We start from the raw sequence: 25,999 nt of genomic DNA on the forward strand, positions 1-25,999 counted from the left end.
TATTTTTCCGGGGTGAAGCACATAGCTGGGAAAAGATCTACCAAGTGTTCCTGTTTTTTTAAGGATACCCGCGCCTATATTCCTTATTCCATAATCGGGATTTTCATTGTCCTTGCTGCAACCTTCACCTCTGTTTACCTCCTGAAAATGGACAGTGAGGTTGCCGAAACAATCTATACTACAGAGAAAAGCAATCCCAGGAAGACGGCTATATCCCTTGCGGCATCCGATCTTGCTCGCTGCCTTAACTATGCCGGAATGGAGGCTCTGGAATGGCAGGGAGAACACCCTGTTATCCTGCCTGAGGGCTCTCCGGTTGAAAGGTCCTCTGAAGACAATTTTATGGTAACTCCGCAAAACCAGAACCTTGAGAAAGGAGACACTCTTCAAATCTCCATAAACATGCCTTCAGATGTCTGGGGCAAAATCGAATCCCTCTGGAAGAACAGGGATATTGTCCTGGTCGTAAACGACTCTGCCGGACGGCAAATCAAACGTGTGAACTATGGGCAGGCTACCGGTTTTCTTCAGAAAGTATCTTTTGAAGAATACCTGGAAGTCCCGGAAAGTGCAGAAGCCGGATATGCATCCATAGAACTTTATTACGGAGACGAACTCAAAGCTTCGGACTGGTTTCAGATCGAAGCAAGCCCCATAAAAGATATTACGGCAGAGGCTTTTAACCGGCTGCTTCTGGCAAATTACCAGGGCAACAGCCACACTTTCCTGGAATATGCCATTAATGTCAAACCTGACATAGCCCCCGAAGAGATAAAGGTCAGGAAGGTTAACGGGACCCTGCAGCGGGAAATTTCCTCTGATGACAAAAAATACACAAACAAAAAATACACGATCTACTACGTCTTCGAAGTCCCTGTTTTGAATTACACCCTTGTGGATCTTGAATCAGGAGAAACGTACAATCTGAGTATGAACCTCTCCACCCTTATCCCTTCAAGGGAACCTCTGCTTGAAGAACTTGTACGGGAATATGAAACCGCCCTCGGAACCTCCTCAAGCCTGGACTCGACTTCAAATATCGTGCTTGGGGCAACAAACCTGAGGACTTTTATCTACGGCCCCTGGCAGCACTATGCAAACGGGCCTCTGAACATCCTGACCAATCCTGCTCTTGCAAGTTCGGTTAACGGGGCCACGCTCTACACTCAAAAACGGGTTTTTGACTCGGTTGACCCCCTGGCCCTTACATACACAACTTTCTACAACGGAAAGGTCCTGTATGAAGACGTCTGTTCTTCCAGCAATTCAAAAACCAGCCCAAGCCTGTTGGATTCTGCCAATTTGAATACAACCGGTTTTAATACGACCGGTTCGAGTGCTTCTGCGTCCTTCTATGAGGCAGATGAAGGAGTAAACCTTACGACTGCATACTCTTCCCTTGCAGCAAACAGGTCTTTTTCCCTGGATGTGGAGGAGGGTATAGAACAGTCTCTTAAAGAGGTAAACATCTCCTACGACGAGCTTTCCGAATATTCGGAAATAACAGTTTCAGCCTCAGACTATACGGAAGGAGTCCTCGATGGCTGGGTCTTTAACGACCATGTGTGGGCCGAGGAAACTCCTGACCTTATCCACGATATTGCCGACAGCGTTTACACGGCTCCGGTTCAGGGTCAGATCCTGAGGGACGGCTTCAATTCTCCTGTCCCTCTGGCTTCGGCAATTACAGCGAATTTTGACACGGATTCGGTTTCATATAGCGGGCACACCGTCAGCTGGGACTCGGATTATTTAGCATCGGGTACGCACAGAGGTTCACTTGTGCCCTCGTACCCCTGGAATGATTCCGTTACGAACTCATACTCAAAAACCCTGGACCCCAATATCGACCCTCCGAGAGGGAGGGTAAAAAGGTGGTATATTACAGCTGCCTCTGTTCGTTTAAAGTCCGTGGATATAGCTGCCGTAAGAGTTGAGCCTCAATATTATTACAGGGCTAATGACCAGCTTCTTACCGAGCACAGGACCGGTGACGGCTATCTCAGTAGCGAGGACCATATCTTTGATTGGGGTATCCGTTATGCTATTTATTACAACATCAGGACAACATGGGAAATCGATTACGACTATAAATACACGTATGTCTGGTATACTGTCAGCCATAGCGCGGACGGCACCGAAACCGTAGAAGCAAATTACGGCACATCGAGAGGCTCGGATTCCGAAACCGTTAGCAAAACCGATCTGGAGTCATTCTACCATACAGAAACCGAATCCGAAAACCTTACTGTAATTTATCACCAGCGCCCACCCACCGGCGGCTACACGGGACTTTCAACCTATACCGACCCTGTAGAAAGAGAATACAGGAAAACAACCCTGTATACTGCCGGAGCAGAGAGGTTTGACCCTTGCTGTTCCGATGCTGCAGACAAGTACAGGGCTGCCTATGTGAATATCAGGACGCTTGAAAGCACTTTCCTGACTTATCCCGACAGGATGTATCTCGCAGAGCGCGCCGTCAACTGCGATATCCCATCCTGGCTGCACAGGGTAATGGCTGAAGAAGTGCTGGCAATGCTTGATGCCATCGAAAAAGACAACCTGAATTTCAGCTATTCGCTCCTTGAATCCCCCGGAGAGGACCCAACCGACCTGCAGGTGGAAACTGCAAAAAAACTCATTTTTAACCTTGAAGCAAACCGGGAAGCCTATGTAAATAAAAAGCAGCACCTAGCCCCCTCCGGAAAGATGTACGTCTGCAGCGACTCTGCCCGTTATATTGCAAGAAACGAAGCCTACAACAGGCTGCTTAAAGATATCGAGCAGAAAAACAAAAAACTGGACTCTGACCTCAACTCCTATATTCTGGATGCCCTTGAGGAAAAAGGCCTCAGTACCGGCGCGTTTGACAGCGTGACCTCAGGTCCCATGACCCTTTTCGATAACCCTGCAATGGAGAAGGCTGCCTCGGCTCTCGGGCAGGACATGGGCATAATCTCCACAATAAAAGTTACAGGCCAACCCGAAAGCAAATACAGCTGGACCGAAAACCTCACCCTCATCGTTGACCAGAAACCGAATTACCTCTACCATGACCCTGATTTCGACCTGAGAGGAGAATACGAATGGGCTGATTCCATGGGCGGAAAAACCATCTATCCTCTAGGCGTCAGGAACACCTGCATTTTTACGGCCAACGTCTCCGAAGAAATTGCAGATGCCATCTCTTCAAGTGGTGAATACGTAAAAACCGAAACTTCCCAGCAGATCAGCCGGAGTATTTCCACCCTGAACACGGAAGTTAATCTGCTGGAGCAGAACCTCAGCGAACAGGGAGTTTCTCTGGACACAGCCCGCCTTAACACAGAAGTTCATAACCTAAAACTGGTCTATGCCCGGGAAATGAGGTTCCAGATTACTGAAGAGGTAGCCGCTGAGGTAAGTTCAAATCCTGTTGTTTCCGGCTGGATAAGCGAAACACGCGTACGTGCAGTCACAGCCGGTTACCTTAAAAGTCTCTCCGATGAAGAAATTATTGAAAAATCTACAACGGACCAGCTTGCAACCGAACTTGCCGCCATCGTAAAAACAAATATTCGAAACTCAAAGCCTTCGGTTGAACCTGATGAACTTGAAGCCGTTTTGAACAGGGTCGATACGGATGTTAGAATCGGCATTGCAAACGGCATCTGTGCAGTTACAGCCAGCAAAGGGGAAACAATTGATATTCTTTTTGAACATATTGATGGTGAACTGAAAAACCTGACAAATGAGACCGTTGATATGTATTCGGGAGAGGTAGCTGACAGGGTTACAAAAAGGTTGGATAGGACTATGACAGCTGTTCCCTGCGGGCTGCCTGTGTTGCCACCGCATTGGGTTTTTACGGTTAATGTCTGGACGTATGAGGTAAAAGGAGAGTACGAGACGTTTACTCTCATCGATAATGATAATGAAGTGATCCCAAAGCCTTACTTTGGGCATAAAGGACAGAAATATGTTAGAAAGTATGAACACATAAGCCATCCTTATAAAAAGAATCCAGATGGAAGTAGCATTTGGTTAGGTGAAAATTCAAGGATACAATTCCAAATAAATGGATATGCGTCTACCATTGTTGGAACTGGTCCTAAAGGTGTCGGTGATAAAGAAGGGGGCTATTCAGAAAAATCAGTTGGATTTGTTGAGCTATAAACAAGATTGGTGGATAAAATGAAAATGAAAACTCTATTTTTAGGATTCCTTATATGTTTGGTGGCATTTCCAAACATATCTTCTGCAAGCAGCCCATATGGAGAAATGCAGGTTTATTTCAATGACAGATTATTGCCTGGCTCTGAAGTTGCAAAACCTACTTTAAAAATAGGGGAGCCATTTAACGTGAGTATAAATCTCACTGTTTACCAAAAATCCGAAGTCTCGGTAATGTTAAGTGAAATTGGTGATGGAGATTTTGTAATTTTGAATGGATTCACGAAAGAAATGAATAAATATGGCTCAAAAGTCATGGAAAAAGACTCCTCTAAGGTATTTGAATGGACGGTAATTCCTACTGAAAATTGGGCTGGTGGTTCTATACCAGTTAACTTTGTTTATCAAATTAATGATTTTGAAACGGGGAAAATTTTAGTTAACAGTGGATTCACAATTGCTTATCCATATATTTCCAACGAATACTACGAAGGCGAAATTCCCACTTCTGAAGAGCAACCAGCCTCAGAAACCGAGCCTTCGTCCACATCTGCATCTGCTCCAGCTTTTACACTTGCCGGTGCGCTTTTGGTTCTTGCATTGGCTTTTGCCCTGTTCCGCAGGTGAAATCTTGCTTAAAACTCCATTTTTTGAGCTTATCCTGAGATATGTGCATCAAAAGAGGGAACAAAAGAAGTAAATTTTAAGTTGAGATAAGCTCGCCTGTCAGAAAAGCTGGTTCATTGAACCCTGCGACAGATGAACTTACCCGATAAAAACTGCCAAAACAGGATAGATACTTATCTAAATCCGGTAAACTTCTCTTTCACGGCACCGCACACAGGACACCTATCTGGAGCCTCCCCTTCGAGAGTGTACCCACACACTTCGCAGATGTGGACGGGCCCGAGTTCGACGTCATTTCCTGCATTAACCGCATCGAATGCTTTTTCAAAGAGCTGTTTGTGCAGTTTTTCAGTGGCATAGGACCATTCGAAACTTCTCTGTGCGAGTTTTTCTTCCTGGAACTTTGCTACTTCTATGTACACGGGATACATTTCCTCTATTTCGAATGTCTCGCCGTCGATTGCGAGTTGAAGGTTTTTCAGGGTATCCCCCGGCCCGAAGGCTGCCATGCTGTTTGCGACAAAGCCCCCGTTGAGGTGTTTCAACGCCTTGTAGTGGTCGCCTGCATGTACATATTCGGCATGGGAGATTGCCCGGAATAAGCGGGCTACATTTGTGTAATTTTCTTTTTCGGCCTGGTTTGCAAAGTGCAAATATCTCATATGGGCCTGGCTTTCCCCACCAAATGCATTGATCAGATGCTGTTCTGTCATTTTTTTCATTTAAATAACCCCTAATTTATAAAATTCGACAGTTTATATGCTCAGGACTTACGTACTTAATGAGTAAAATAAAGTGTGGTCAGGTCTGTCACAGATATTCTTATCGAGACCTTTTGAAGTTTCATGCTATTTCTTCGGTTTAACTGTGTAAGTCCGAGTTCACGCTTTATTTGAGTTTAGAGAATAAAAGTCTTTTTAATCTGTTTAATTATTTTGTACAGTTTTTTCTAAATTATGATTACACACTACATAGGTGAACGTGCATTTTTTACATCGACTTTTACATTATTTTCTACAGAGGTATTGCAAACTATGTTTCAAAAACTCTGCTTTCCTGTGCAATTTCCTTAATAAATAATATTCCTAAATCTTTCATGCCAACTTTCTCTGCAACAGCTTCGGAGCTTGCATTTTCAATATGGCAATATGCCCTTATCTTTTTCTCACTTTGAGATTTGAGATTCTGCAACAATGCTTTTGTTGCCTCGGTTGCATAGCCATTATTCTGGAACTCCCTGTTAATGGACCAATAAATCTGTATGTCTTTTCCGTTGAAATCAGGAGCATAACCCACAGAACCAATATAATCATTTGTGTTTTTAATTGCAATTGCAAAAGACACTGCATCCATGTCCTCTGAATAAGAATTTATAGTATAATCAAACAATTCTCTGATTCCGTTTTCAGTTTTCTGCTCATTAGAAAATAATAGATATTTGGTAGCTTCGGGATCTGTCATAAAATTGTGAAAAGCTTCAAAGTCTCCTCTTTCAAATTTTCGGATTACCAGCCTTTCGGTTTTTATTTCCCTGGTGATTTTCATTTTATTCTCCTTTTTCGGTTCTTCGGTGTTTCGAGTGGGTAATTAATATCCATTTCCTAAATGTAAGAGTTGCAGATATAATATTTTTAAACATTTTTCAGGTTGGCTATTTTAATCGGGAGAACATATTTATATTTTTCATAATAGGACTCATGCAACGGAATTTCGATGTCGTTGAAACTGAAAACTCCTAAGCCTTTGTTTTTATTGTCTCCTATCCACAAAACATTGGAATAAAAATCATCAGTAAATTTGCCCGGATGTTCGCATTCCGGAACAATCAGTAAATCTGGATTGTATGGAAGAATTTTCTCATACTTTTTCCTGAATGTCATATTACAATTCCAGGTTACAATTCTCATTTTGACACCATTAAAATGATGATATCCAACGTTGATACGTTTTCAAAGTGATGATTCTTCAGTGCATGCTCATTTTTCAGAGATCTTGTGATATTTTTGATTGAGACTATTAAAAAAGTAGATGATTTCTCTCTCTACTTTTTCCGGCGCGATTGATGATTTCTCTCTGATTCTCAAAGCACATCGGTTTCAGCCATTCGTTTAAGGTTGATGCAATTCTCCTCGGGGGCTATCAAAAATACAAAAATAAAGGTAGGGGAGACCTGGGTCACATACTCGAGCAGTACCGAACACAACAGTGCGTCCGAAAATGAGGTCCGTTCTTACAACATTATCACTCTTTCCATAGAAGGGCTGGAAATCAGCAGGAGGACTATTCCTACCCGCAATTTCCTTTTCATTACGGCAAAAATTGATAGGGAAATTCAGTTAACCTCAGAGATTTGTCACTCAGTTAAGTCCAGTGATCCTGTCATTTTTGGTAACTCGTCAACTCCAGTAGTAAGATGTTCTTTCGAAAAAGCCACCTCTTTGTCTAATATGATAATAATGGCAGCAACGACAGTAACAACCACAGTTTCAATGCACTTTTCAAATTGGGTCATTTGCAGAGCTTCCTGCTAGATATTGATGCAAATGTGAATGAGAATCATTGCCAGAACACTTTTTCCGTTTTTTATGCAGATCAGCTGATAATCACTCCCATAGCCGTATCCAATTTCCTGAGAATTCTAAATTTACGTTTCAACATAGTATTTATTTTGGGATAGCTCCCCATCCTTATCTTCAACATCGTCTAATTGTTTTATTTTTCTATTTTTCCAGATTAACAGAGCAACTACAGAAATCATTATTCCGGAAATTATAAACATTAAGGCAATTCCTCTGCCTTCTCCCGATCCTACAATTAAACCAGCTGTTCCAACCAGCAAACCGTCAGATTCTAAAAGTGGATTGAAAATCTTATCTGCTAAAAAACCTGCAACTGCAAAAGCTATGATGGAGCCAAGATAGGTAACCATAGAAATAATCGACCATATACGCCCCTGTTTACTGTTCTCAATGTTTTTTCGAATTAAAACTTCAATAGCGGTGTTAATAAAAGGCAATGTGGAAAAAAACATAAATCCTGCTAAAGTAATAAAAATTACATTTGTTGAGAGTCCAAGATTAGCAAAAAATATACCTGATACAAATAATGAGATAGATAATGTTTTTACATATTTGTTTTTGCTGCCATATACCCCAATAAACAAGCTTCCAACTAATATGCCGGATGCACAGATTGATTGAATGGTTCCAACTGCTTTTACTGTTGTTAAATTTAGCATCATTGGAATAAAAAGAGATTGAAGCAATCCAACAAAAAAGAGTATGAGTGTGGTAGTTATTACCAGATTAACTATTCCTCTATTTTTTGAAAATTCCTGAATGCCTTCTTTAAGATCAGCCATGTTGTTTTGTTCTTGTTTCGTTATTTGGGTTCTGCTTAAGATTTTTCTTATCCATATAACAATGGAGCTGGCAATTAAGAATGTGGTAACATCAATTAAAAAAACAAATTTGATATCCATTATTGTGAGTATAATCCCGGCTAAAAATGGGGAAATCAAGTATTGAGCTGAACTTGCTAATTGCATTAATCCACTTGCTTTAGCATATTGATTTTCAGGTAGAAGGTCAGTAATCAGGGCCTTATAGGCTGGTTCCTGAAAAGCTGAAAAAACTGAGCTGATTGCAATCCCAAGGTAAATTTGCCAGAGTTCAATATTGCCTTTTAGCATCATAGCAAATATGAAGAGAAGCCCAAGCGTTGATCCTAAATCCCCTAAGATCATCATTAAACGTCTGTCATGACGATCTGCCAGTATACCTCCGTAGGGCTTTAGTAAGAAGGGGGGCAAAAAAGCACACATAAGTATAAAGACGTAGCTTGAAGCTGTACCGGTTTGTTGATATACGTATATTCCTAAGGAAAAAGTAGTAAGGCCACTACCTATTATTGAGATGAATTGTCCAAACCAGATAAAAAGAAATTTGGAATAGTGATCTGTACAATTATTTGTCACTCAGTTAACTCCAGTGGTCCTTTCATTCTCGGTAACTCGTCAACTCCAGTAGTAAGATGTTCTTTCGAAAAAGCCATCTCTTTGTCTAATATGATAATAATGGCAGCAACGACAGTAATAAGCACAGTTTCAATACACTTTGCAAATTGGGTCATCTGCAGAGCTTCCTGCAAGAAATTGATGGAAATGTGAACGAGAATAGCTGCCAGAACACTTTTTCCGTTTTTTATGTAGATCCAGCTGACGATCACTCCCATAGGGACGATGCTGACAAAAAAATTCACTGCATACCAGACATTCTCATGAAAAATCTCGTACTGATACATGTTATTAACGAAGATCAGCGGGAAGTGCCAGAGCGACCAGAGTATACTGAAAAAAATCGATGCCGTAAAGAAAGTGTGCCGGCTTTGCAGACTTTCAAAGCCGTATCCTCTCCATCCAAGCTCTTCAAAAATCGAAGCCAGGATAAGAGTAAGAAACGCGGGGACAAACCCTGATGAAAAAGAGTATTCTTCAGCAAATTGAAATTGGGACGTCGATCCACCAAATGGAAGAGAAAGGAAAATAGATGCCAGAACAGTGAGTGGCATTAGTAACATAAATGCCAGTAACACTTTTGGGTTTATTAACCTGAGATTAATAAACCGATTGATAAAATCCTTTTTTAAATCCGAATTTTTGGATGTAAATATCATAAATAGTGCAACAAAAAAAGGTACCATCAGTCCTAGTAACGCTAATAATATATACAGTCCACTATCATCATGAAAACTTAAATATGCCGCTGAAAACCAGAGAGCATAGGTTATAATATAAACCATAATATAATAGGTTCTGGGTTTGTACTTATAGCTAGGAATCATCTTTCTTCCACCTTTTAATTACCATGACAGTTTCTGATTTTTTGCTATTCACCCCTATTTTTGCAGTCAAAAGTAATAAATTCATTCTCAATTTTTTATTTTATAAAAAACATGACTGGTTATAATCGCGGTTTACATTATTTTATGTCATATGTGCATTTTCATTTGAACATTCATGACGTTTTATGTAACGAATAGATTTGAATCACACAGATGCGTTTTATATAATGAGTAACAATAAATAATTTACCGGAAAGATGTGAATAAATGAAATATATGGTATTTGATAGTCTAATTTTTCCTGTATAAATGAATGTTTTTATCTAATTCCAGTATCCTGTTCTGACCATTCCAGCGTATTGGTCGAAATGATTAAGAATAGTGTTTAGGCTTCGCCGGACTAACACAAACTCTTAGCCACGAGTCTGTGGAAATCAGTTAAATACTAATATACAAATCCCTATACCGTAAAAACTGGAGACTGATATTATGGACCGGGAAATAAGGATACTCCACACCGCAGACACGCACCTGGGATACCGGCAGTACCACAGCGAGGTACGGAGGCAGGACTTTTTTAAGGCTTTTGAGACGGTCATTCAGGACGCAGTTGACATGCAGGTCGATGCTGTCGTGCATGCGGGAGACCTTTTTGATTCGAGGAATCCGACCCTTGAAGACCTCCTTGAAACCATGAATATCCTCTCCCGGTTGAAGGCTGTAGACATACCTTTTTTTGGCATTGTCGGGAACCACGAAAGCAAGCAAAATACCCAGTGGCTGGACCTCTTTGAGGAGATGGGGCTTGCGGAAAGGCTCGGAAAAACGCCTAAGCTTGTCGGGAATACGACAATCTACGGGATTGACAGCGTCCCCAAGTCAAAGATTCCTCTTTACGATTATTCAGGGTTTGAATTGCCCGATTCCCTGCCGGAAAACTGCAAAAAGCTTCTTGTGATGCACCAGATCGTACAGCCTTTCCCGTATGCGGACTGGGACTGCGCCGAGGTGCTCGAAAACCTTCCCTTTAAAGTTGACGCAATTCTCCTCGGGGACTACCACAAATACGAGAAAATAAAGGTAGGGGAAGAAGAGACCTGGGCCACATACTCAGGCAGTACCGAACGCAACAGTGCGTCTGAAAATGAGCCCCGTTCTTACAATATTATCACTCTTTCCGGGGAAGGGCTGGAAATCAGCAGGAGGACTATTCCTACCCGCAATTTCCTTTTTATCACGGCAAAAATCGACGGAGAAGAAAAGCCTTACGAGCAGATCTTTTCTGCAATAAATGAACATCTTGAAGAGATTCCCGAATCTGTCGTGTTTCTGGACATCTCAGGAAATTCAGACTCAGTTCTTTCTTTCAGCGAGATCGAAGAATACCTGTTAAGCAAAGGAGCTCTTGTATCAAAGGTGAAAGATGCCAGGATAAAAGAGACCCTTCCCGAAGAGGTTGCGAAAGTCGCATTTTCCGATCCGGACCATGCGGTTGCCGAAGAGATCCGCAGGATGAGTTTAAACGATGGTGGCCTGATAGTCGATGAAATCATCCGGAGCCCTGATGTGGTAAGGTCAAGGGTGGACGAAGAAACCGAAAACCGGCTTTTGAGATTGATTGAAACGATAGATTTCGAAGACCCGGATTTCAGGATAGAGATCCCTGCCAGCCCTATAAGTTCTACAGACTCTATTGATCCTGTAAGCCCTATAAACCACCCTGTAAGTTCTGCTGACTCGGTCAGCGCTGTTAGTCCTGAAAGCTCTGCTGACCATGTCAGTCCCGACATAATTGAAAATAATGAAAAACCTATTCCGGCAGTTGAGGCTGAAAAGATTGAAACTCTTGACCCTGCCGGAGAAACCGAATTTGTGGCGGGAATTGCCGGTAAAACTGAAACCTTTCGGGCTCCTGTCAGAATTAAAAACTCTGAATCTCTTAACGAAGCTCTCAAGAAGAGTTATGAAGCTCCTGATAAGGTACGTGAAGCCCCTGATGTGAACCCTGAACCTCCTGAACCCCTTCCGGCATTTAAAAATATCGGCTCCCCTGAAACCTTCGGGTCGTGTGAGACTACTGTTTCATCAGAGGTTCCTGAAAAGGGCGGGGAAAGGACTGAGCTTGAGGATGATGCCGTAAATAAAACCGAAAAAGAGACAGGAAAGCTTTCCGGGTTCGGAGTAGAAGCAGGTTCCGAAAAAGAAGATGCGGATAGGATTGAAAAACCTGCTCATGTTCCGGATAAAGCTGAAAAACCGGTAAAACAGAGCCAGAGGAAAGGAAAAGGAAAGTCTGCTGTGCCCAGACAGTATAACCTTGGTGATTACCTGTGAAGCTGAAAAACCTGTACATAGAAAATATTCGGAGTTACAGAAAGCTGGACTTCACTTTTGAGGACGGAGTGACCGTAATTTCCGGGGTAAACGGGAGCGGGAAATCAAGCCTGCTTGAAGCCTGCTTCATGGGGCTTTTCGGGAGCAAAATCCTTTCAAAGGACTTTGTGCTTGCGGATATGATCTTCAAGGGGGCTGAGACTGCAAAAATCAATCTGGGATTCGAACATCTCGGAAAGGAGTATCTTATTGAACAGGCTTTCAGGTATTCTTCAAAAAGTGAAAACGCTTCAAGCTCAAAGTGCGTGCTCTATGCTGACGGGGAAAATATTATTGACCAGGCGACCCGCACCTATGAAGAGGTCCGTACCCTCCTGAATATGGATGAAGAGGCATACCGGAACTGCGCTTACATCCGGCAGGGGGAAATTGACGTGCTTATCAATGCAAAGCCAAAGGACAGGCAGCGCATGATCGATGACCTGCTCCAGCTTGGAAAGCTTGAGGAATATCGCGAAAGGACAGGGTATGCAAAGACAGCTGTCCGAAGGCTTGAAAGGGATACAAAAAACAGCCTCGTGGGCGTGAAAGCCGAAATCGAAGGGATTGAGAGTACGGAGCCAGTTAAAGCCCTAAATGGGCTCAAGCAAAAGGCGAAAGAAACTGATGGCTCATTAAAAGAACTTAACGAGAAAAAAGATTATGCTGCTGCCCGTAAAGGAGAACTTGACCTCAGGATTGCCGAGTACAGGGAACGCCTGCAGGAAATTGAGGTTTTGAAAGAGGCTATCCGGAAGACTCAGGAAGATAAAGCCGGCTGTTTTAAGGAAAAAGAAGCTTTTTCCGGGGAAGTCCAGGGACAGAGGCGCATTTTGCTTGAGCTCGGGGAAGAAAACACCGGTTTAAGAGATGATTGCGGCTTTGGAGACCTTGAAATTGAAGCCCTGCTTTTACATCAGGAAAAAGAGGAATCTTCTGCTAGGGAAAAGGTAAATGCCGTATCAAAAGATCTTGCTCTCCTCCTGAAAGAAGGAGAAACAGGTTCACAGGCCTTATGCGAGCTTGAAAAAGAAAAAACTCAGGCTGAGCGCACCCTGCTTGAGTGCAGGACCAGTATCGGGGCTGCAAATAAGGAAATTGAAGGGTACAGGGAAAACATAAGGAAGCTCGAAGAGGAAAGCAAAGGGCTTAGAGAAAAAGCAGGTTTTAAAGCAGCCTCAGGCGCTGCGGATGAAATTGCCCTGTTGATAAAGGAGTTTGAAGAAAAGGAAAGCCTTCTCAGAGACCGGAAAAACGAGGCATCAACAAAACTCGGGCTTTCCCTTAAGGAAAAAGAAACCTGCGACCTGAACCTTGTCGAACTCGAAAAGGAGCTGCAAAACGCCGGGGCTGCAGTCCGGAAAGGAAGCACGGAAATCGAGGCTCTTGAAAAGGAACTCAGGGAGAACTCAAAAGCTGTACTGGATATTCAGGAGCAGAAGTCCGAGGTTTTGGCGGAGCTGAAGGGGCTCGGTTTTGCCGCAGACCAGCTCGAAAACCTTGAAGATTTCAGCGAGCTCCTGCTGGAAAACAAAAGCAGGCTGCATGGAAAGGAAAAAGAGCTTGAGGCTACTCTAAGGGAACTTGAAAACAACATTCGTAAAAACCGAGAACTGTTCGCCGCGGGAAAGTGCCCCACCTGCGGGCAGGAACTCAAAGGGTCGGAAATTGCCTGTACAGCCGAGGAATGCGAAGATAAAAAGGAAAAACTCGCCTCGGAACTTGCGGACATAAAAGTCCAGCACGCGGAACTTGAGAAAAAAATCACCCGGCTCAAGGATGCAAAGAAGCTGGAAAAGCGAATCTCGGATTATGATATTGAAATCGAAAAACTCCAGGAGAAAGCAAAAGCCTCCGGGAAACTGATAGAGACGCACAGGGCCCGGATAGAGGAAGACGCTCTCAAGCTTGAGAGCCTTGATAAGCGAAAACAGGAACTTGAAACCTCAGGGAGACAACTCCTTTCGGACATCAAGACCCTGCAGGTCCAGGAAGCTGAGGCTCGGAAAGCGCATATTGAAGGTGAAAAAACTCTCATTGAGGTAAAGACCCTTGACAGGAAGCTTGCCGAAAATACCGCTGAAATCGAATCCCTTAACGGAAAAATCCGTACCTCCCTTGCCCTGATCGAAAATTACGGGGAAAGGCTCGGGGAATTAAATGATAAATTAAAGGCTTTAGCAGAAAAGGAAAACCTCTCAAAAGAAAAACTCAAGGCTCTTGAACTCGCCCTCGAAGCTGCGCAGAAAAAGGAAAACGAGGCCAAAAAAGCCCACTCCGAAAGTGAAAAACTCCTCGGGCAGGCAAAAAAGCTCCAGGCTAACCTGCTTAGCATGGAAAACATCAAACATAAAATCTCCGAGCTTGAGGCTGCCATAAGGAATCTTGCAGAAAAGGTGGGTTTCTTAGACCGTGAGATCCTTGAACGCAGTGAGAGGATAAGGCAGCTGGGAGAAAAACTGGAAGGAAACAGGCTTTCCGAACTCCAGCAGAAGCGAGCCCAGTTTGAACAGGCGCAGGCAAAAATCACCGAGAACATCCGGGAAAAAACCGAAGAAAAAGATTCCCTTCTCAAAGAAATCGGCATGCTTGAAAACAGCTTAAAACGCCTCAGGGAACTTAGAAAGGAACTGAAAGCCCTTGAAAACAGGCAGCTCTACCTTGAAGCCGTCTACAGCAATGCCGAAGAACTTGAAAATACCTATATCCGCGTCCGGGCAGATATGCGGGCAAGGAACATAGGTGCCCTCTCCGTCCTCTTAAATGAGATGTTTGCTTTCATGTACACAAACAACGCTTACTCTCACATCGAGCTTGATCCCGAATACAACCTGACCGTCTACAGAAAAGACGGCACCCCCCTCGAACCCAAACTCCTCAGCGGAGGTGAACGTGCAATCTTCAACCTTGTCCTGCGCTGTGCCATCTACAGGCTCCTTGCCCTTGGCTTTGGCGGAGATAAAGCCGACGGCCTCCCTCCCATGATCCTTGACGAACCCACCGTTTTTCTGGACCGCGGGCACATCAGGCAGCTCTTGAAACTCATAGACATGATGCGCAGCATCGGAGTCGGCCAGATCATAGTGGTCTCCCACGACGACTCCCTCATCGATTCCGCAGATCACGTCTTCCAGGTAGAAAAAGATCCTCTCACCAATATGTCCTCAATTACAAGGCTGTAAAAAACAAGGCTGCAAAAAGGCTTCATTTTTTGGCTTTTATTACCAGTACACGAGGTAGTTGAACAGTTCGTCAGTCTGCTCCTGATATCCTTCAAAAAATCTGTAGTCTTTTATCAGGTAGCCTTCGTCCTCAGAGGAGAGGTCTTCAAGAAAGCCGTACCAGTAGACAACCATGCCTTCTCCGAAAATATCGGCATACTCCCGGAACTGTTTCTTTGCGTAATGTTTGTGTTCGAAGTCGTCCCCGAAAAGGGCTTTGCTTTCAATCCAGCTGACCATATGGTCTTCTATGAAGATCGGGTTTGAAAGGACGAAATCCGGGGTCTTGCCATCTCCCTTAGCCCTGATTTCAGCTTCGGTGCAGTAGGCAATCTCCCTGTCGTCAAGCCATTTACGGACGATCTCCTCCCCCATTTCGCCTTTTCTGCACTGCATCTCATGGGCACGGGGAGAAAAGAAATAATCGGCATTAAGGGCTTTTCGGACCTCTTTTCTCAGGCGGCGGTTTTCTATGCAGTCGAGGTGCTTGAAGAGCCAGTTAATGCTTTTTCGGGAGAAGTCGCAGTTCTTGAGAATCAGGGAAGCCATGAGGGTCGGAGGGAAGTACGTATATTCTGCAAGTTCAAGAATAGACCTGCCCTGCTTCCACTTCATAAAGAGCTCCTTTTCCCTGGAATAGACCCTCCTGTGTTTGAATCTTGTCATTTTCACGATCTTCTGGTTAAGAATGGTAGCAAGCATGCCCGCAGGTCTGGAATATTCTTCTGAGAGGCGAAAAACGTCTCCAAAGTTGTGCAGGGAACTGTATATTTTCTGGTATGTCTGGAGGTCCATTCTCAATCATCATAGTCCTGTTCTTTTTAAAATAGAAATATAAAATCAAATAACATGAATGAATGTGAACTTTTTACAGCACGCAGGAGTTTTTGCAGGAGTTTTCTTAAATCCAAACCGTTAATCCCTCTTCTTCACACTCTTACAACAATTCTCCTGCTGTACTTGAGAAAGTAAAATCTAAGAAGGTAATAAACGGAGTCAAGCCCAATGCCGGAAGGCATTCATCAGGCTGGTTCTGCATGCCTGTCTGGAAACTCAGGAAACGAAGAAAGCATTTTTCTCATTTTTTGGGCTCGTACGTTTTTTCCGTAACTCCGACCTGCGGCTCCGTTTTAAATTAATTTGAATAATTCCGGATAATGATAAGTTCACTCCAGGTCAATTCCAAAGATCAATTCCAAAGGTCAATTCCAAAGGTCAATTCTACATTTCCTCTAACCAGTTCGACGAACTTCGGTTCACTTCGTTAATTTCGAATTTGCCTGAAGTTACCCTAAATTAATTCTGCTCTTATAAGTTAATTTTGACTTATTTCAGTTTTATCTCTTTTCTCAAAGATCTCTTTTCTCAAAGAGGAATTTTTAACTCCAGAACTCCTCCTCGTAATTATCGGGGAGGTCTATATCCATAACTTCATCAAGTTTTTTGCGTTTATCCCTGTTTTCAGCCGTTTTTCCTGGTTTTTCCTCCCTACTGGAAAGATAAATATTTTTCTTTTCTTCTTCGTCACAGGAGGAAAATATTGTTGAATGCTTATCCCTGGAGATTATTTTCTCCTGAACTTTTGGTTTTTCCTGAGCCTTTGGCTGGAGCTTGGCATATATAATCTTGCTTTCTTCTTCGGCCGGGTCTTTTTTCAGCCTTGCTTCCAGCCTGAGGGAAGCTTTCTCAGCCTCGCTAGAAACCTGCCTGCCTTGAAGCCTTTTCTCGGAATCTTCTTCCGAATCTTTCTCCATTTTTTCGTCCACAATTGCTTCTTGGCGTCCGAAGAAACATTTCCGGGCATCTTTTTCCTGAGAAGGTTTTGCTCCCTTTCTTTCAAGATGTCCTTCGGGAGGTCTTTCTACCGGTCTTGTAGGAGTCCAATCTCCTTTTCCGGAGATGTTCATTCGGGGCAGAGGCTGTCTCCCTAACTTACGAAAGGTGTCTTCAGCGTAGGTATCTTTATTCCGGTCATCCCTGCCGGACCTTACTTTACTTGTTGCATTGTAGCCTATAATACAGGTAGGTTCTCTTGTTCTCCATTCCAGGCAGAAGAGGTGGCATTCCCGCCCTTTACATGTCTGGTTTTCATCAAGTGGGCAAACTTCTGGGAGGGTCATAATACTATGAATACGCAGAATATAAAAAATAGTTAACGGTAATAAAATAGAAGTAAAATGATCAGAGCCTTTTCAGGGCTTCTGCAATAAGAGGAGCAACACTCAGCAGACTTTCGGCCTTTTCGAGGGTATCGGTTGCGATTATATCTTTTACTCCCGCGTTGAACAGCCTTAAAGCTGCATTTCTTGTAAGGACAGGGTGCACACAGGCAAGGTGTACATCAATTGCTCCCTGGGCTTTGAGCATCCTGACCGACTCTGCCATCGTCCCTCCGGTTGCAATCATGTCGTCTACAAGGACAACGTGCCTGCCGGTTACATCAAGGTTTTTTGTCTTGATCACAACGGTATCTCCGCTGAGCCTTGTTTTCTGAAGGTGGTCGTGGTCAAAACCATGCCCTGCAGCCACATTCTTTACAAGTCCCTGAGCTCCTTCGTCGGGGGCGACCAGCATTGGGTTTTCGAGGCCCGAACCTGCAATGTATTCCCCCACAAGGCTTGCCGCATCAAGATTTACGGCAGGGCAGGGGAAGTGATCAAGTATACTTCTTTCGTGAATGTTTATCGTAAAGATCCGGCTGGCGTTAATGCAGCGAGCAATAGCGCGGGCACTTATGGACTCGCCCGGCTTGAACTTCTTGTCCTGCCTGGCATATCCCATGTAGGGGATCACAACATTTATTTCGGCTGCGCCCTCACAGGCATCGATAAGCTGGAGCAGGGCAACAAAATCGGAATCCGTGGGCGTGCTCTGGATAATGGTCACTTTTTCGTTTTCTATTTCGTCTGCGATTCTAAGGTAAAGTTCTCCGTCAGGGAAACGGTTAAACTCGCAGAGTACAGGCTCTGTTCCGAGAGCCCTGGCCGTGCGGCTGGCAAGTAACTGTGATGCTGGTCCACCTATGATCTTCAAGATTCATACCTCAGTTTGCCGTCTTGATATATTCCATCCTTTAAAAATCTTATTTTAAATGGACCCCCATTTTTCCGGTTTTTATCCCTCGGACCTTTACCCCTTGAGCTTTTCAAGCACCCTGATATTTCTTATCAGGGTATGCGGATAGTTCCCGGTTTCATCCTTCTCGGCAGATTTTACCATGTCCCAGACGGTAAGCAGCGCAACCGAAACTCCTGTCAGAGCTTCCATTTCAACTCCTGTTTTCCCGACGGTCCGGACCTCCACAACCGCAGAAACCGAATCTTTCCCTATCTCCAGGTCTACATCTATCCCGGTTATCGGGATCTGATGGCACATAGGAATGGTCTCGGGAGTTTTTTTAACTGCAAGCACGGCTGCGACCCTTGCAGTTGCAAACACATTTCCTTTTTCCACGGTTCCTGTCCTTATTTTTTCCATGGTTTCTGCGGAAAGTACGATTTCTCCTGCAGCCCTTGCCATCCTGAGAACATTGTTTTTTTCGCTTATATCAACCATTCGCGCCCTGTCGGCTTCAATATGAGTAAATGATTTTTCCACAAAAATCACCGCGTTTTTCTTAGCTCCGGAACTCTACGTATCTATCTGGAAGGCTATAGAACTTTTAATCTTTTTGTAATTTCTGAACTTTTACCCGGGATCTCTTTGCTAGAAGTATATTTTCTCCGCAGTCCCGGGTTGTTTTATTTTCTGTTAGGCAAATTTCTGTTCAGTAATTTCTGTTAAGCAAATTTATTAGTGAATTTTCTTTTCAGCATATTTTCTGTTAAGCAGACTTTCTGTTCAGTCAATCCGAATTTGTTTCCGCTGCGAATAGTCCTCAATTGCCTGTCCCATTTTTTCTACCAGTTCCTCGGCTTCTTCAAGGTTAAGCTTTACAACTTCTTCATCTTCCCCATGGAAAATCGTAAGCCTTATTCTTGTCCTTTCGATTTCCACATCTATTTTTCTCTCAAAATCGTGTGTCATACTCTGTTCCCCCTTCATGGTATAGAATTTATGTTGCAATACAGAAATATTACTTTTGCATTACTTCAATCACTTTTGCATTACTTCAGTTTTTTCAGCTACTATTTGAGTATTATCCGAACCATTTTTATCCGAACCATTTTTATCCGAACCATTTTTATCCGAACCATTTTTATCCGAACCATTTTTATCTGAGCTTTTTTTATATGATTTACTTTGATCTGAGTGTTGCCTGATTTTTATCTATATATTGCTTCTATTGCTTCCGTACCATTTTCAGAGCTATTTTAGCTGCAAGTCTTTCATCCGATTCCTGCTTCTTTGATTATTTCAGAAATCTTCCCAATCACGTCAGTTGCAAGCAGTGCATTTCCCGCTTTTTCGAAAGCCAGGTCTCCGGCTGCCCCATTAATGTAAGCTGCACAGGCTGCGGCAAGGAATGCCGGGTTTCTGGAAAATAGCGATCCTGTAATGCCTGCCAGTACGTCTCCGGTCCCTCCTACGGTCATGCCCGGGTTTCCTGTCCTGTTCAGAAGGGTCTGTTTTCCGTCAGAAATAATGTCCACCTTTCCCTTCAGGAGAGTCACCACGCCTTTTTCCGCCGCAAATTCCCTGACAGCTTTTTCGCGGGTTTCAGGGGAATCCGGAGTTTCCATGTCTCTCAGGCGCGCAAATTCTCCTGCGTGCGGGGTCACTATTATTTCACAGTTCCCTGCAAGGGTTTCAAAGAGAGTGCCTGAGAGGGCTGCAAGGGCATCGGCATCCAGGACTGCTTTTCGGCAGAAGGGCAGGAGCTTTCGAACGGTTTCAAGAGTCTCTGTTGCTCTCCCAAGCCCCATTCCCATTACAACCACATCATGGGAGTTGATAAGGTCAGGGAGGATGGACAGGTCTTCGGGGCAGAGTACGCTGGAAAAGAGTTTCCGGACAATAAGGTCCGGAGAGTAAGAAGCTACAATTCCGGCTACGGATTCGGGCACTGCTACTGTTACCAGATCCGCTCCTGCCCTGAGGGCTGCAAGGGCTGCAAGCGCCGGCGCTCCGGAGTAAGGGCCTCCCCCTATGACCAGGATCCTCCCGGCATTTCCTTTGTGTGCTTCAAGCTTTCTCTTCTTAAGCATCTGCAGGTCACCGGGGCCTGTATAGTGTTCTGCATCTGCGCAGACTCCGATCTCTGCAACCTTTATCGTGCCTGTATACTCTTTTGCCTGCTCATCTAGGAGTCCGGCTTTCATGCGGTGAAAAGTTACGGTAAGGTCGGCATATACGGCTTTTTCAAAGTTTCCTCTGTCAGGGTCAAGCCCGGAAGGGACGTCGACGGCAATTATGATTTTTCCTGCTTTCCCTTCGTTATTTATAAGGTCTATTGCAGTTGACTCGGGCTCCTTTATGTTTCCCTTAACCCCTGTGCCGAAGATGGCATCAACAAGCAGGTCGGCTTCCGAAAACAACTCGGAAACTGCAAGCTGGCCTGAATCTCTGATTTCAAGGGTCTGTACTCTGCTGAACTTTAACAGGGAATAATTGTGATACGCTTCTTCAGTTCCTATATCCCGGTCTTTTCCGAGCAGAATCACCCTTACAATGTATCCGGGAATGCCTGCAAGGTGTCTTGCAGCAACAAAAGCGTCACCACCGTTATTTCCTCTGCCTGCCACAAACAGTACCTTTCCGCTGCCAAGTTTTTCCTTTACACTCTGTGCAATAGCTGCACCTGCATTTTCCATTAACTGAAGTGGAGACAGTCCCAGATATGAACAGTTGGTATCGATCGCCTTCATCCGTAAAGAACTTATATATTTCATGCTGGTTGCCTGCAGGTCTTTTAATCTGTTATCTTTTTATGAAATCTGAATTCTTTATATTAATAATCCGAATTTTCTATATTACCTGAATTTCCTGACTGCTTTTATACTGAGATATTTTTAGCTGAATAAAATTCATCTGGTGTCATTAAGTATATACGCTACATTCCAATATAACATGTATACCGTGTAGAGTCATACCGGTAGATCCACACCGTGTAGAGTCATACCGTGTAGAGTCATACCGTGTAGATCCACACCGTGTAGAGCCCTGTTGAAAACCTCAGGAAACCGGGCTATGCTGCAGGAAAGAAGTCTGTACGGAGATTTGAGCCGGAGTATTCTTTTGAGTCTTGATTTCATACTTACTCGGAATAAGTAGCTTCATTAACGGTAACAGATGTATAGTAGGAGGAACTAAAAACTAAAGTTAGCAGATTTGAGGAAGTAGCTTCTTCATTATCTAAAAACGGATTAATGTTCAGTATTTAAATTCTAAAACCGAAAATGAAGTTGAGTCTTAAAATTATTTCATATAGTATGTTCGGTATTGAAATAATCTTAAATAGCCTTATGCCTAACAATTAATGTTTTTACTTCATTCCTTAATCGTGATTCAAATAGAGAAAAATGTGAAAAATTGTAGCCAGGCAGGTATATACTAAATGTTTGCTTTCCTTTTCACATGTCTGGACTTACAGGAGAGCAGGAGGACAACTTTTGTCTAATTCTTTAAAAGATGCGGATAGCAGCCTTAAGAGCGCGGTTAAACCCAGGTATCTTATCCTGGGGAGCGGCAGTATTGGTTTTGCGCTTGCAAAAGAGCTTAGGGAAAGTAATAAACTTGTAATTATTGTAGATAAGGATGAAGCCAAGGTTGAGACTCTCAGAGAAGAAGGCTTTGAAACCATTCTCGGCGATATCTCTGACCCCGAGCTTATTAATAATATTGACCTTAAAAATGTCGTTGCAATACTCTTCCTTAGTTCTAACAATGAGGCTAACAGGAAAGGAATTGAAAACTTCAAGAAAGTATTAAACCCTGATATCCAGATCTTTTCTCGTTCTTCGGATATAATCAACAAAGAAAAGATGGAAGACCTGGGGGCAGATTACGTTTTTATGCCCTCTAAGCTTGTTGCAAGCTCCCTTTCCCGTTCCCTTGAGAGAGCCGAGTCAGTTCACAGGGGTAACAGACTTGCCAGGTGGCTGAAAGGGATAAGAGACAAAAAACTTGCTATAGTAATCCATGACAACCCCGACCCCGATGCGATCTCAAGCGGGCTTGCGTTAAAGGAAATTTCAAAAAGCCTGGGGGTCGAAGCCAATATTCTTTACCACGGCAAGATCGGGCATCAGGAAAACAAGGCTTTTGTAAACCTTCTCGGGATCGACCTCAGCAAGATGGAAGAGCATGACCCGAAGGACTTTGATGAAATTGCCCTGATAGATTGCTCTATCCCTGGCGTTAATAATATGGTACCCCCCAACTCTTATGTGGGGATCGTTATAGACCACCACCCTCCCGGAGAGACTGAGATAAAGGCTGATTACATAGACATCCGGCCCAACTTCGGGGCAACAGCCACTATAATGACAAAGTACCTGCAGCAGCTCAACATCAACATCTCAAAGACCCTTGCAACGGCTCTGCTTTACGGGATCAGGACGGACACGCAGGACTTCAAGCGGAAAACCGATCCTGCAGACCTCTCAGCTGCTTCGTATCTCTATCCCCTCTCAAATCACGGGATTCTGGACCAGCTAGAGCAGCCCTCAATGGCTACCGAAACCCTCGAAGTGCTCGGGGAAGCCATCCGGAACCGACAGGTAATCGGGAGTTACCTCCTCTCAAATGTGGGGAACATCCGTGATAGGGATACTCTCCCTCAAGCTGCGGATTATCTCCTTAGCCTTGAAGGGATCTCAACAACCGTTGTCTTCGGAGTCACCGAAGACCGCATCTATATCTCGGGCCGCAGCACGGATATCAGAGTCAACCTGGGAGAAATTATGCGCCAGGCTTTCGGAGAAGACGCAGGAGGGCATGCAAATGCAGCAGGTGCCCAGATCCCCCTCGGAGTTTTCAGCGCCACAAAAGATCGACAGACCCTCTTGAGGCTCGTTAACGAAGCAGTCGTCAAGAGATTCCTGAATGCCGTTGGAGTTGAAAGTACGGCAGAATAAGCCGGAAAAAATTAGTACTCGGAAAAAATTAGTACTCGGAAAAATTAGTACTCGGAAAAGTAGTGTTTTCAGCCGAAAAGCCATCCTTTATCTTTCAAAAGTAGAAATGGAGGAAAGATTTTCTCTTTCCCTCTATTCTCTTGATTTTTTTATTCTCTTGATTTTTTTATTCTCTTGATTTCTTTTACTTCCTAATATTTTTCATTCCTATGTTTTCTCACTTTCAAGCTTTATTATTCGTTTTCGGCTTCACTTTGGGGAATGTTTGCCTCTATTATGGTCCCTTTTTGAATATCGTTTTCAGTTACCTGAATCCCTTCAATAGTTGAATTCTCTCCAGCGGTCAGGGAATAAGCAGAGGTTGCATGAACCCCGTTTCCGGCATTTTCGGTAGAATAGGGCACAGTTATTTCAAATGAACCTTTTTCGTCTGCCACGTCCCCGTTCTGGTATAAGAATTCCCTCCCAGTGTTCGAGCTGACCTCAAGTTTTGCAATCACGGTCGCGTTAGGAGCTGTGGTGCCTGAAAGTGTGGCTCCCTTAACATATTCGAATACCTTTACAGTGTTTCCGCTACTGTTTTTATCCTCTGTGGTATTCGGCGTGCTTTCATGGACCAACCTGAGGTTTCCAAGCCCGATCCCGTCAATTTCATAGAGTTTGTATATCTCTGTATCCATATAGGCCTGTTTGGCAGTTGCAACGGTTCTGAAACCTGTTTTTTCCTGAACAGTTGAGACGTTGTAATAGTCTTCGATCTCTTTTCCTGCGAGTTCAACAATAGATCCGAACTTACCTTTTGCCATTTGTGTGTCGGTTATTACATATTTTACATTGAGCTTGTCTATTATTGTTTTAGCTTCTTCTTCGGAATTGGAAATAAAGAAATTTGCAGAATCTTCTACTCCTGTCTGGAAGTTATTGGAGACTGCGGGCCGTTTTCCTATGTATACAATCCAGTTCCCGTAGTCCCACCAGCTAAGGACCCCGTACTCGGGGGTTTCTGTGGGTTCAAGATAATAGGAAGTTGCAGGGGTCGAGGCTTCAAGCCAGTTGAGAGCGTCTTTCCATTCAGGATCGATTGAAGCCGGATCCTTAGCAAAAGAAACCCCATACCATATGGAGGGCACGAAGATAAGTCCTATCAAAGCCACTCCTGAAACCAGTTTGAAGTAATCAGGCTCGGCTGACGTGTTCTTTGATTCTGTTGCGTGTCTGTTTTTAAATTTCGTTTTTGAGCTTGCTTTTTTTCCTTTTTTAAGTGAGGAATCCGGTACCTTCTCCTTTTTATTTTCGGGTTTTATCAGTTTTTTAACTTCTCTTTCGAAATCAAGGGATTCCAGCAACACCCAGAGGATATATGCTGAAAGGATTGAGACATTTACTGCAAAAAGGTAGGTAAAACGTCTCTGGGAAAGAGCAAGGTATGTATAGAAAAGTGTCCATAAGAGGAAAAATACCCCTTCAGGTTTTGCCTTTTCTCCTTTTAACTCAAGACTGAACAGGAAAAGTCCTGCCAGTGCCGTCAGGAAAGTAAGCCCGAAACTTCCCAGTACCGATGAGAAGGTAAGCTTTCCCTGTAAGGTCAGAAACAGAGGCATTGCTTCGGAAATTGTGCCTATGTATTCTCCTTTCCCCGAAAAAAACCTCAGGCCCTCAACAATGAAACCATAGTATTCGACGGAAAATATCCGGACGAGAAGAAGCCCTGAGACTAAAACGAGTATTAAAACGCCGGGGTAGTATTTCCAGTCCATTTCTTTCTTTGAGATATATGTTGAAAAGCCCCATAAAAGGAATAAACCTGCGAGCATGATCAGTACATATACAACCTGGAACCAGGAAAGATATATTGCACTCATTTCGAGCCCGGACCGGACTTCTCCTGCGGCGAGAGGAATTGTGAACAAGAGCGTGGCAAATAGAGTTATAGCCGAGCAGATGAAGAGATAATCTGATTCTTTTCCTGCTTTAAGGTCTATTGTTCTCTGAACCAGTGCGTACAGGCCAATAAAGCTGATAAAGACCGGAGCCCCCACCCAGGTAAAGATTAGGAGCGAAAAAAAGATCCCTGAGGCTGCTGCAAGTCCCACGGGATTTATGAGGTTTTTATCGGAAGATATGTTTTTGAGCGAACTTAATGTAAGGTTTCTTTCCCCTGCCAGTTTTATGGCAAGTATGAATAGTGCATAGGCTGCCGTTGAGAGGAGCACTTCAGCTACGTGATGGTCGGCTGCCCCAAAGCGGGATATGTATAGATGGGCAGGGAGAACGGCAAAAATGAGAGCTCCAAGAAGCCCTGTTTTTTTGTCAAAGACTGAGGCTGCCACCACATAAACAGGAATTACTGTCAGGACTCCGAGCAGTACTGGCAAAAGAGCCACCGCAAATTCTACAGTATGCGTGTCAGGCTGTCCTCCTCCTATAATTATTGCGAGGAAGGCGCCTAAGAGGTCAAAGAATGGCGGCCACCCGATCTCAAAACCATAAGGGTAGTTAAGATAGGTATCAAAGTTAAGGGAATGAGGGAAACTGGAGACCGTATACAGAATGCGCCGCATATGATAATAGTCATCATACCCCGTGAAGGTTATGCCCCCGTCTGCAGTGAGTGGAGCATAGGTGAGCATGCGGATAATGAAGCCGGCTAAGAGCACAGCTCCAAGCACGAGAAGATTTTTTGAAAATCCGTTTCGTGCATTTCTGTTTTGGTTGATTTTTTCTGGCTTCTCCATATCACTCACGTTTATTTTTTGACTACTT

The 25,999-nt window shown here is 43.8% G+C and carries 18 protein-coding genes and 1 pseudogene; 5 read left to right on the top strand and 14 right to left on the bottom strand.

The window, feature by feature from the left end:
- Positions 1-12: 12 nt before the first annotated feature.
- Together MA_RS06015 and MA_RS06020 are read left to right on the top strand one after the other, a co-directional pair.
- Positions 13-4,158: a DUF7286 family protein gene (locus tag MA_RS06015; RefSeq protein WP_011021179.1), complete on the top strand. Its 4,146-nt coding sequence runs from the start codon at positions 13-15 to the stop codon at positions 4,156-4,158.
- An 18-nt stretch (positions 4,159-4,176) separates the two neighbouring features.
- On the top strand, positions 4,177-4,782 hold the full coding sequence (locus MA_RS06020; protein WP_048065049.1) for a sarcinarray family MAST domain-containing protein: 606 nt from the start codon (positions 4,177-4,179) through the stop codon (positions 4,780-4,782).
- A gap of 173 nt (positions 4,783-4,955) precedes the next feature.
- Here the strand turns inward: MA_RS06020 and MA_RS06025 are convergent, their stop codons facing one another.
- The 7 genes and pseudogenes from MA_RS06025 to mmrce1 form a co-directional block, all read right to left on the bottom strand.
- Complete coding sequence (locus tag MA_RS06025) at positions 4,956-5,504, bottom strand: rubrerythrin family protein (RefSeq protein ID WP_011021181.1); 549 nt, start codon at positions 5,502-5,504, stop codon at positions 4,956-4,958.
- Between the two features lie 310 nt (positions 5,505-5,814).
- Complete coding sequence (locus MA_RS06030) at positions 5,815-6,327, bottom strand: GNAT family N-acetyltransferase (protein ID WP_011021182.1); 513 nt, start codon at positions 6,325-6,327, stop codon at positions 5,815-5,817.
- A gap of 86 nt (positions 6,328-6,413) precedes the next feature.
- Positions 6,414-6,689 (bottom strand): hypothetical protein, encoded by a 276-nt coding sequence (locus tag MA_RS06035; protein WP_011021183.1) that lies wholly within the window; start codon positions 6,687-6,689, stop codon positions 6,414-6,416.
- A gap of 173 nt (positions 6,690-6,862) precedes the next feature.
- Positions 6,863-6,985, bottom strand: coding sequence for a hypothetical protein (locus MA_RS29740; protein ID WP_394295986.1), 123 nt, complete (start codon positions 6,983-6,985; stop codon positions 6,863-6,865).
- Positions 6,986-7,135: 150 nt separating this feature from the next.
- Positions 7,136-7,395: pseudogene (locus tag MA_RS29300) on the bottom strand (MmRce1 family CPBP family CAAX prenyl protease); the annotation flags it as partial.
- 31 nt (positions 7,396-7,426) lie between these two features.
- Positions 7,427-8,758: an MFS transporter gene (locus MA_RS06045; RefSeq protein ID WP_011021185.1), complete on the bottom strand. Its 1,332-nt coding sequence runs from the start codon at positions 8,756-8,758 to the stop codon at positions 7,427-7,429.
- Positions 8,755-9,624, bottom strand: coding sequence for an MmRce1 family CPBP family CAAX prenyl protease (mmrce1, locus tag MA_RS06050; protein ID WP_011021186.1), 870 nt, complete (start codon positions 9,622-9,624; stop codon positions 8,755-8,757). Before mmrce1 ends, MA_RS06045 begins: the two co-directional genes overlap by 4 nt.
- 489 nt (positions 9,625-10,113) lie before the next feature.
- Here mmrce1 and MA_RS06055 point away from each other — a divergent pair, with 489 nt between their 5' ends.
- Both MA_RS06055 and MA_RS06060 read left to right on the top strand, forming a co-directional pair.
- Positions 10,114-11,958 carry a metallophosphoesterase family protein gene (locus MA_RS06055; protein ID WP_011021187.1) on the top strand — a complete coding sequence of 615 codons (1,845 nt, stop codon included), beginning with the start codon at positions 10,114-10,116 and terminating at the stop codon, positions 11,956-11,958.
- Positions 11,955-15,179, top strand: coding sequence for a DNA double-strand break repair ATPase Rad50 (locus MA_RS06060; protein ID WP_011021188.1), 3,225 nt, complete (start codon positions 11,955-11,957; stop codon positions 15,177-15,179). The genes MA_RS06055 and MA_RS06060 overlap by 4 nt, the downstream gene beginning before the upstream one ends.
- A 39-nt stretch (positions 15,180-15,218) precedes the next feature.
- Here MA_RS06060 and MA_RS06065 read toward each other — a convergent pair whose 3' ends face one another.
- From MA_RS06065 to MA_RS06090, 6 genes are all read right to left on the bottom strand, one after another.
- On the bottom strand, positions 15,219-16,013 hold the full coding sequence (locus MA_RS06065) for a C15orf41 family protein (protein ID WP_048065051.1): 795 nt from the start codon (positions 16,011-16,013) through the stop codon (positions 15,219-15,221).
- A 584-nt stretch (positions 16,014-16,597) separates the two neighbouring features.
- Positions 16,598-17,338 (bottom strand): hypothetical protein, encoded by a 741-nt coding sequence (locus MA_RS06070; protein WP_011021190.1) that lies wholly within the window; start codon positions 17,336-17,338, stop codon positions 16,598-16,600.
- Positions 17,339-17,399: 61 nt separating this feature from the next.
- Complete coding sequence (locus MA_RS06075; RefSeq protein WP_011021191.1) at positions 17,400-18,251, bottom strand: ribose-phosphate diphosphokinase; 852 nt, start codon at positions 18,249-18,251, stop codon at positions 17,400-17,402.
- 96 nt (positions 18,252-18,347) lie between these two features.
- Entirely contained in the window at positions 18,348-18,815 is a 468-nt protein-coding gene (gene moaC, locus MA_RS06080) for a cyclic pyranopterin monophosphate synthase MoaC (RefSeq protein WP_048066185.1), read from the bottom strand.
- Between the two features lie 243 nt (positions 18,816-19,058).
- The gene (locus tag MA_RS06085; protein ID WP_048065052.1) at positions 19,059-19,244 is read right to left on the bottom strand and encodes a hypothetical protein; all 186 of its coding nucleotides are present in this window, start codon (positions 19,242-19,244) and stop codon (positions 19,059-19,061) included.
- Positions 19,245-19,546: 302 nt separating this feature from the next.
- Complete coding sequence (locus tag MA_RS06090; RefSeq protein ID WP_011021194.1) at positions 19,547-21,049, bottom strand: bifunctional ADP-dependent NAD(P)H-hydrate dehydratase/NAD(P)H-hydrate epimerase; 1,503 nt, start codon at positions 21,047-21,049, stop codon at positions 19,547-19,549.
- Between the two features lie 720 nt (positions 21,050-21,769).
- On the opposite strand from MA_RS06090, the gene MA_RS06095 reads away from it, so the two are divergent.
- Positions 21,770-23,236 carry a DHH family phosphoesterase gene (locus MA_RS06095; protein ID WP_048065053.1) on the top strand — a complete coding sequence of 489 codons (1,467 nt, stop codon included), beginning with the start codon at positions 21,770-21,772 and terminating at the stop codon, positions 23,234-23,236.
- Positions 23,237-23,469: 233 nt separating this feature from the next.
- Here the strand turns inward: MA_RS06095 and MA_RS06100 are convergent, their stop codons facing one another.
- On the bottom strand, positions 23,470-25,971 hold the full coding sequence (locus MA_RS06100; protein WP_048065054.1) for an oligosaccharyl transferase, archaeosortase A system-associated: 2,502 nt from the start codon (positions 25,969-25,971) through the stop codon (positions 23,470-23,472).
- Positions 25,972-25,999: the final 28 nt, after the last annotated feature.

Origin of the sequence: Methanosarcina acetivorans C2A (assembly GCF_000007345.1) — an archaeon.
Classification (GTDB): Archaea; Halobacteriota; Methanosarcinia; order Methanosarcinales; family Methanosarcinaceae; genus Methanosarcina; species Methanosarcina acetivorans.

What these genes read in the sequence shown, in the direction of transcription:
- MA_RS06020 (WP_048065049.1), top strand. Translation starts at nt 4,177, where the DNA reads ATGAAAATGAAAACTCTATTTTTAGGATTCCTTATATGTTTGGTGGCA.
- MA_RS06025 (WP_011021181.1), bottom strand. Translation starts at nt 5,504, where the DNA reads ATGAAAAAAATGACAGAACAGCATCTGATCAATGCATTTGGTGGGGAA.
- MA_RS06030 (WP_011021182.1), bottom strand. Translation starts at nt 6,327, where the DNA reads ATGAAAATCACCAGGGAAATAAAAACCGAAAGGCTGGTAATCCGAAAA.
- MA_RS06035 (WP_011021183.1), bottom strand. Translation starts at nt 6,689, where the DNA reads ATGAGAATTGTAACCTGGAATTGTAATATGACATTCAGGAAAAAGTAT.
- mmrce1 (WP_011021186.1), bottom strand. Translation starts at nt 9,624, where the DNA reads ATGATTCCTAGCTATAAGTACAAACCCAGAACCTATTATATTATGGTT.
- MA_RS06055 (WP_011021187.1), top strand. Translation starts at nt 10,114, where the DNA reads ATGGACCGGGAAATAAGGATACTCCACACCGCAGACACGCACCTGGGA.
- MA_RS06065 (WP_048065051.1), bottom strand. Translation starts at nt 16,013, where the DNA reads ATGGACCTCCAGACATACCAGAAAATATACAGTTCCCTGCACAACTTT.
- MA_RS06070 (WP_011021190.1), bottom strand. Translation starts at nt 17,338, where the DNA reads ATGACCCTCCCAGAAGTTTGCCCACTTGATGAAAACCAGACATGTAAA.
- MA_RS06085 (WP_048065052.1), bottom strand. Translation starts at nt 19,244, where the DNA reads ATGACACACGATTTTGAGAGAAAAATAGATGTGGAAATCGAAAGGACA.
- MA_RS06090 (WP_011021194.1), bottom strand. Translation starts at nt 21,049, where the DNA reads ATGAAATATATAAGTTCTTTACGGATGAAGGCGATCGATACCAACTGT.
- MA_RS06100 (WP_048065054.1), bottom strand. Translation starts at nt 25,971, where the DNA reads ATGGAGAAGCCAGAAAAAATCAACCAAAACAGAAATGCACGAAACGGA.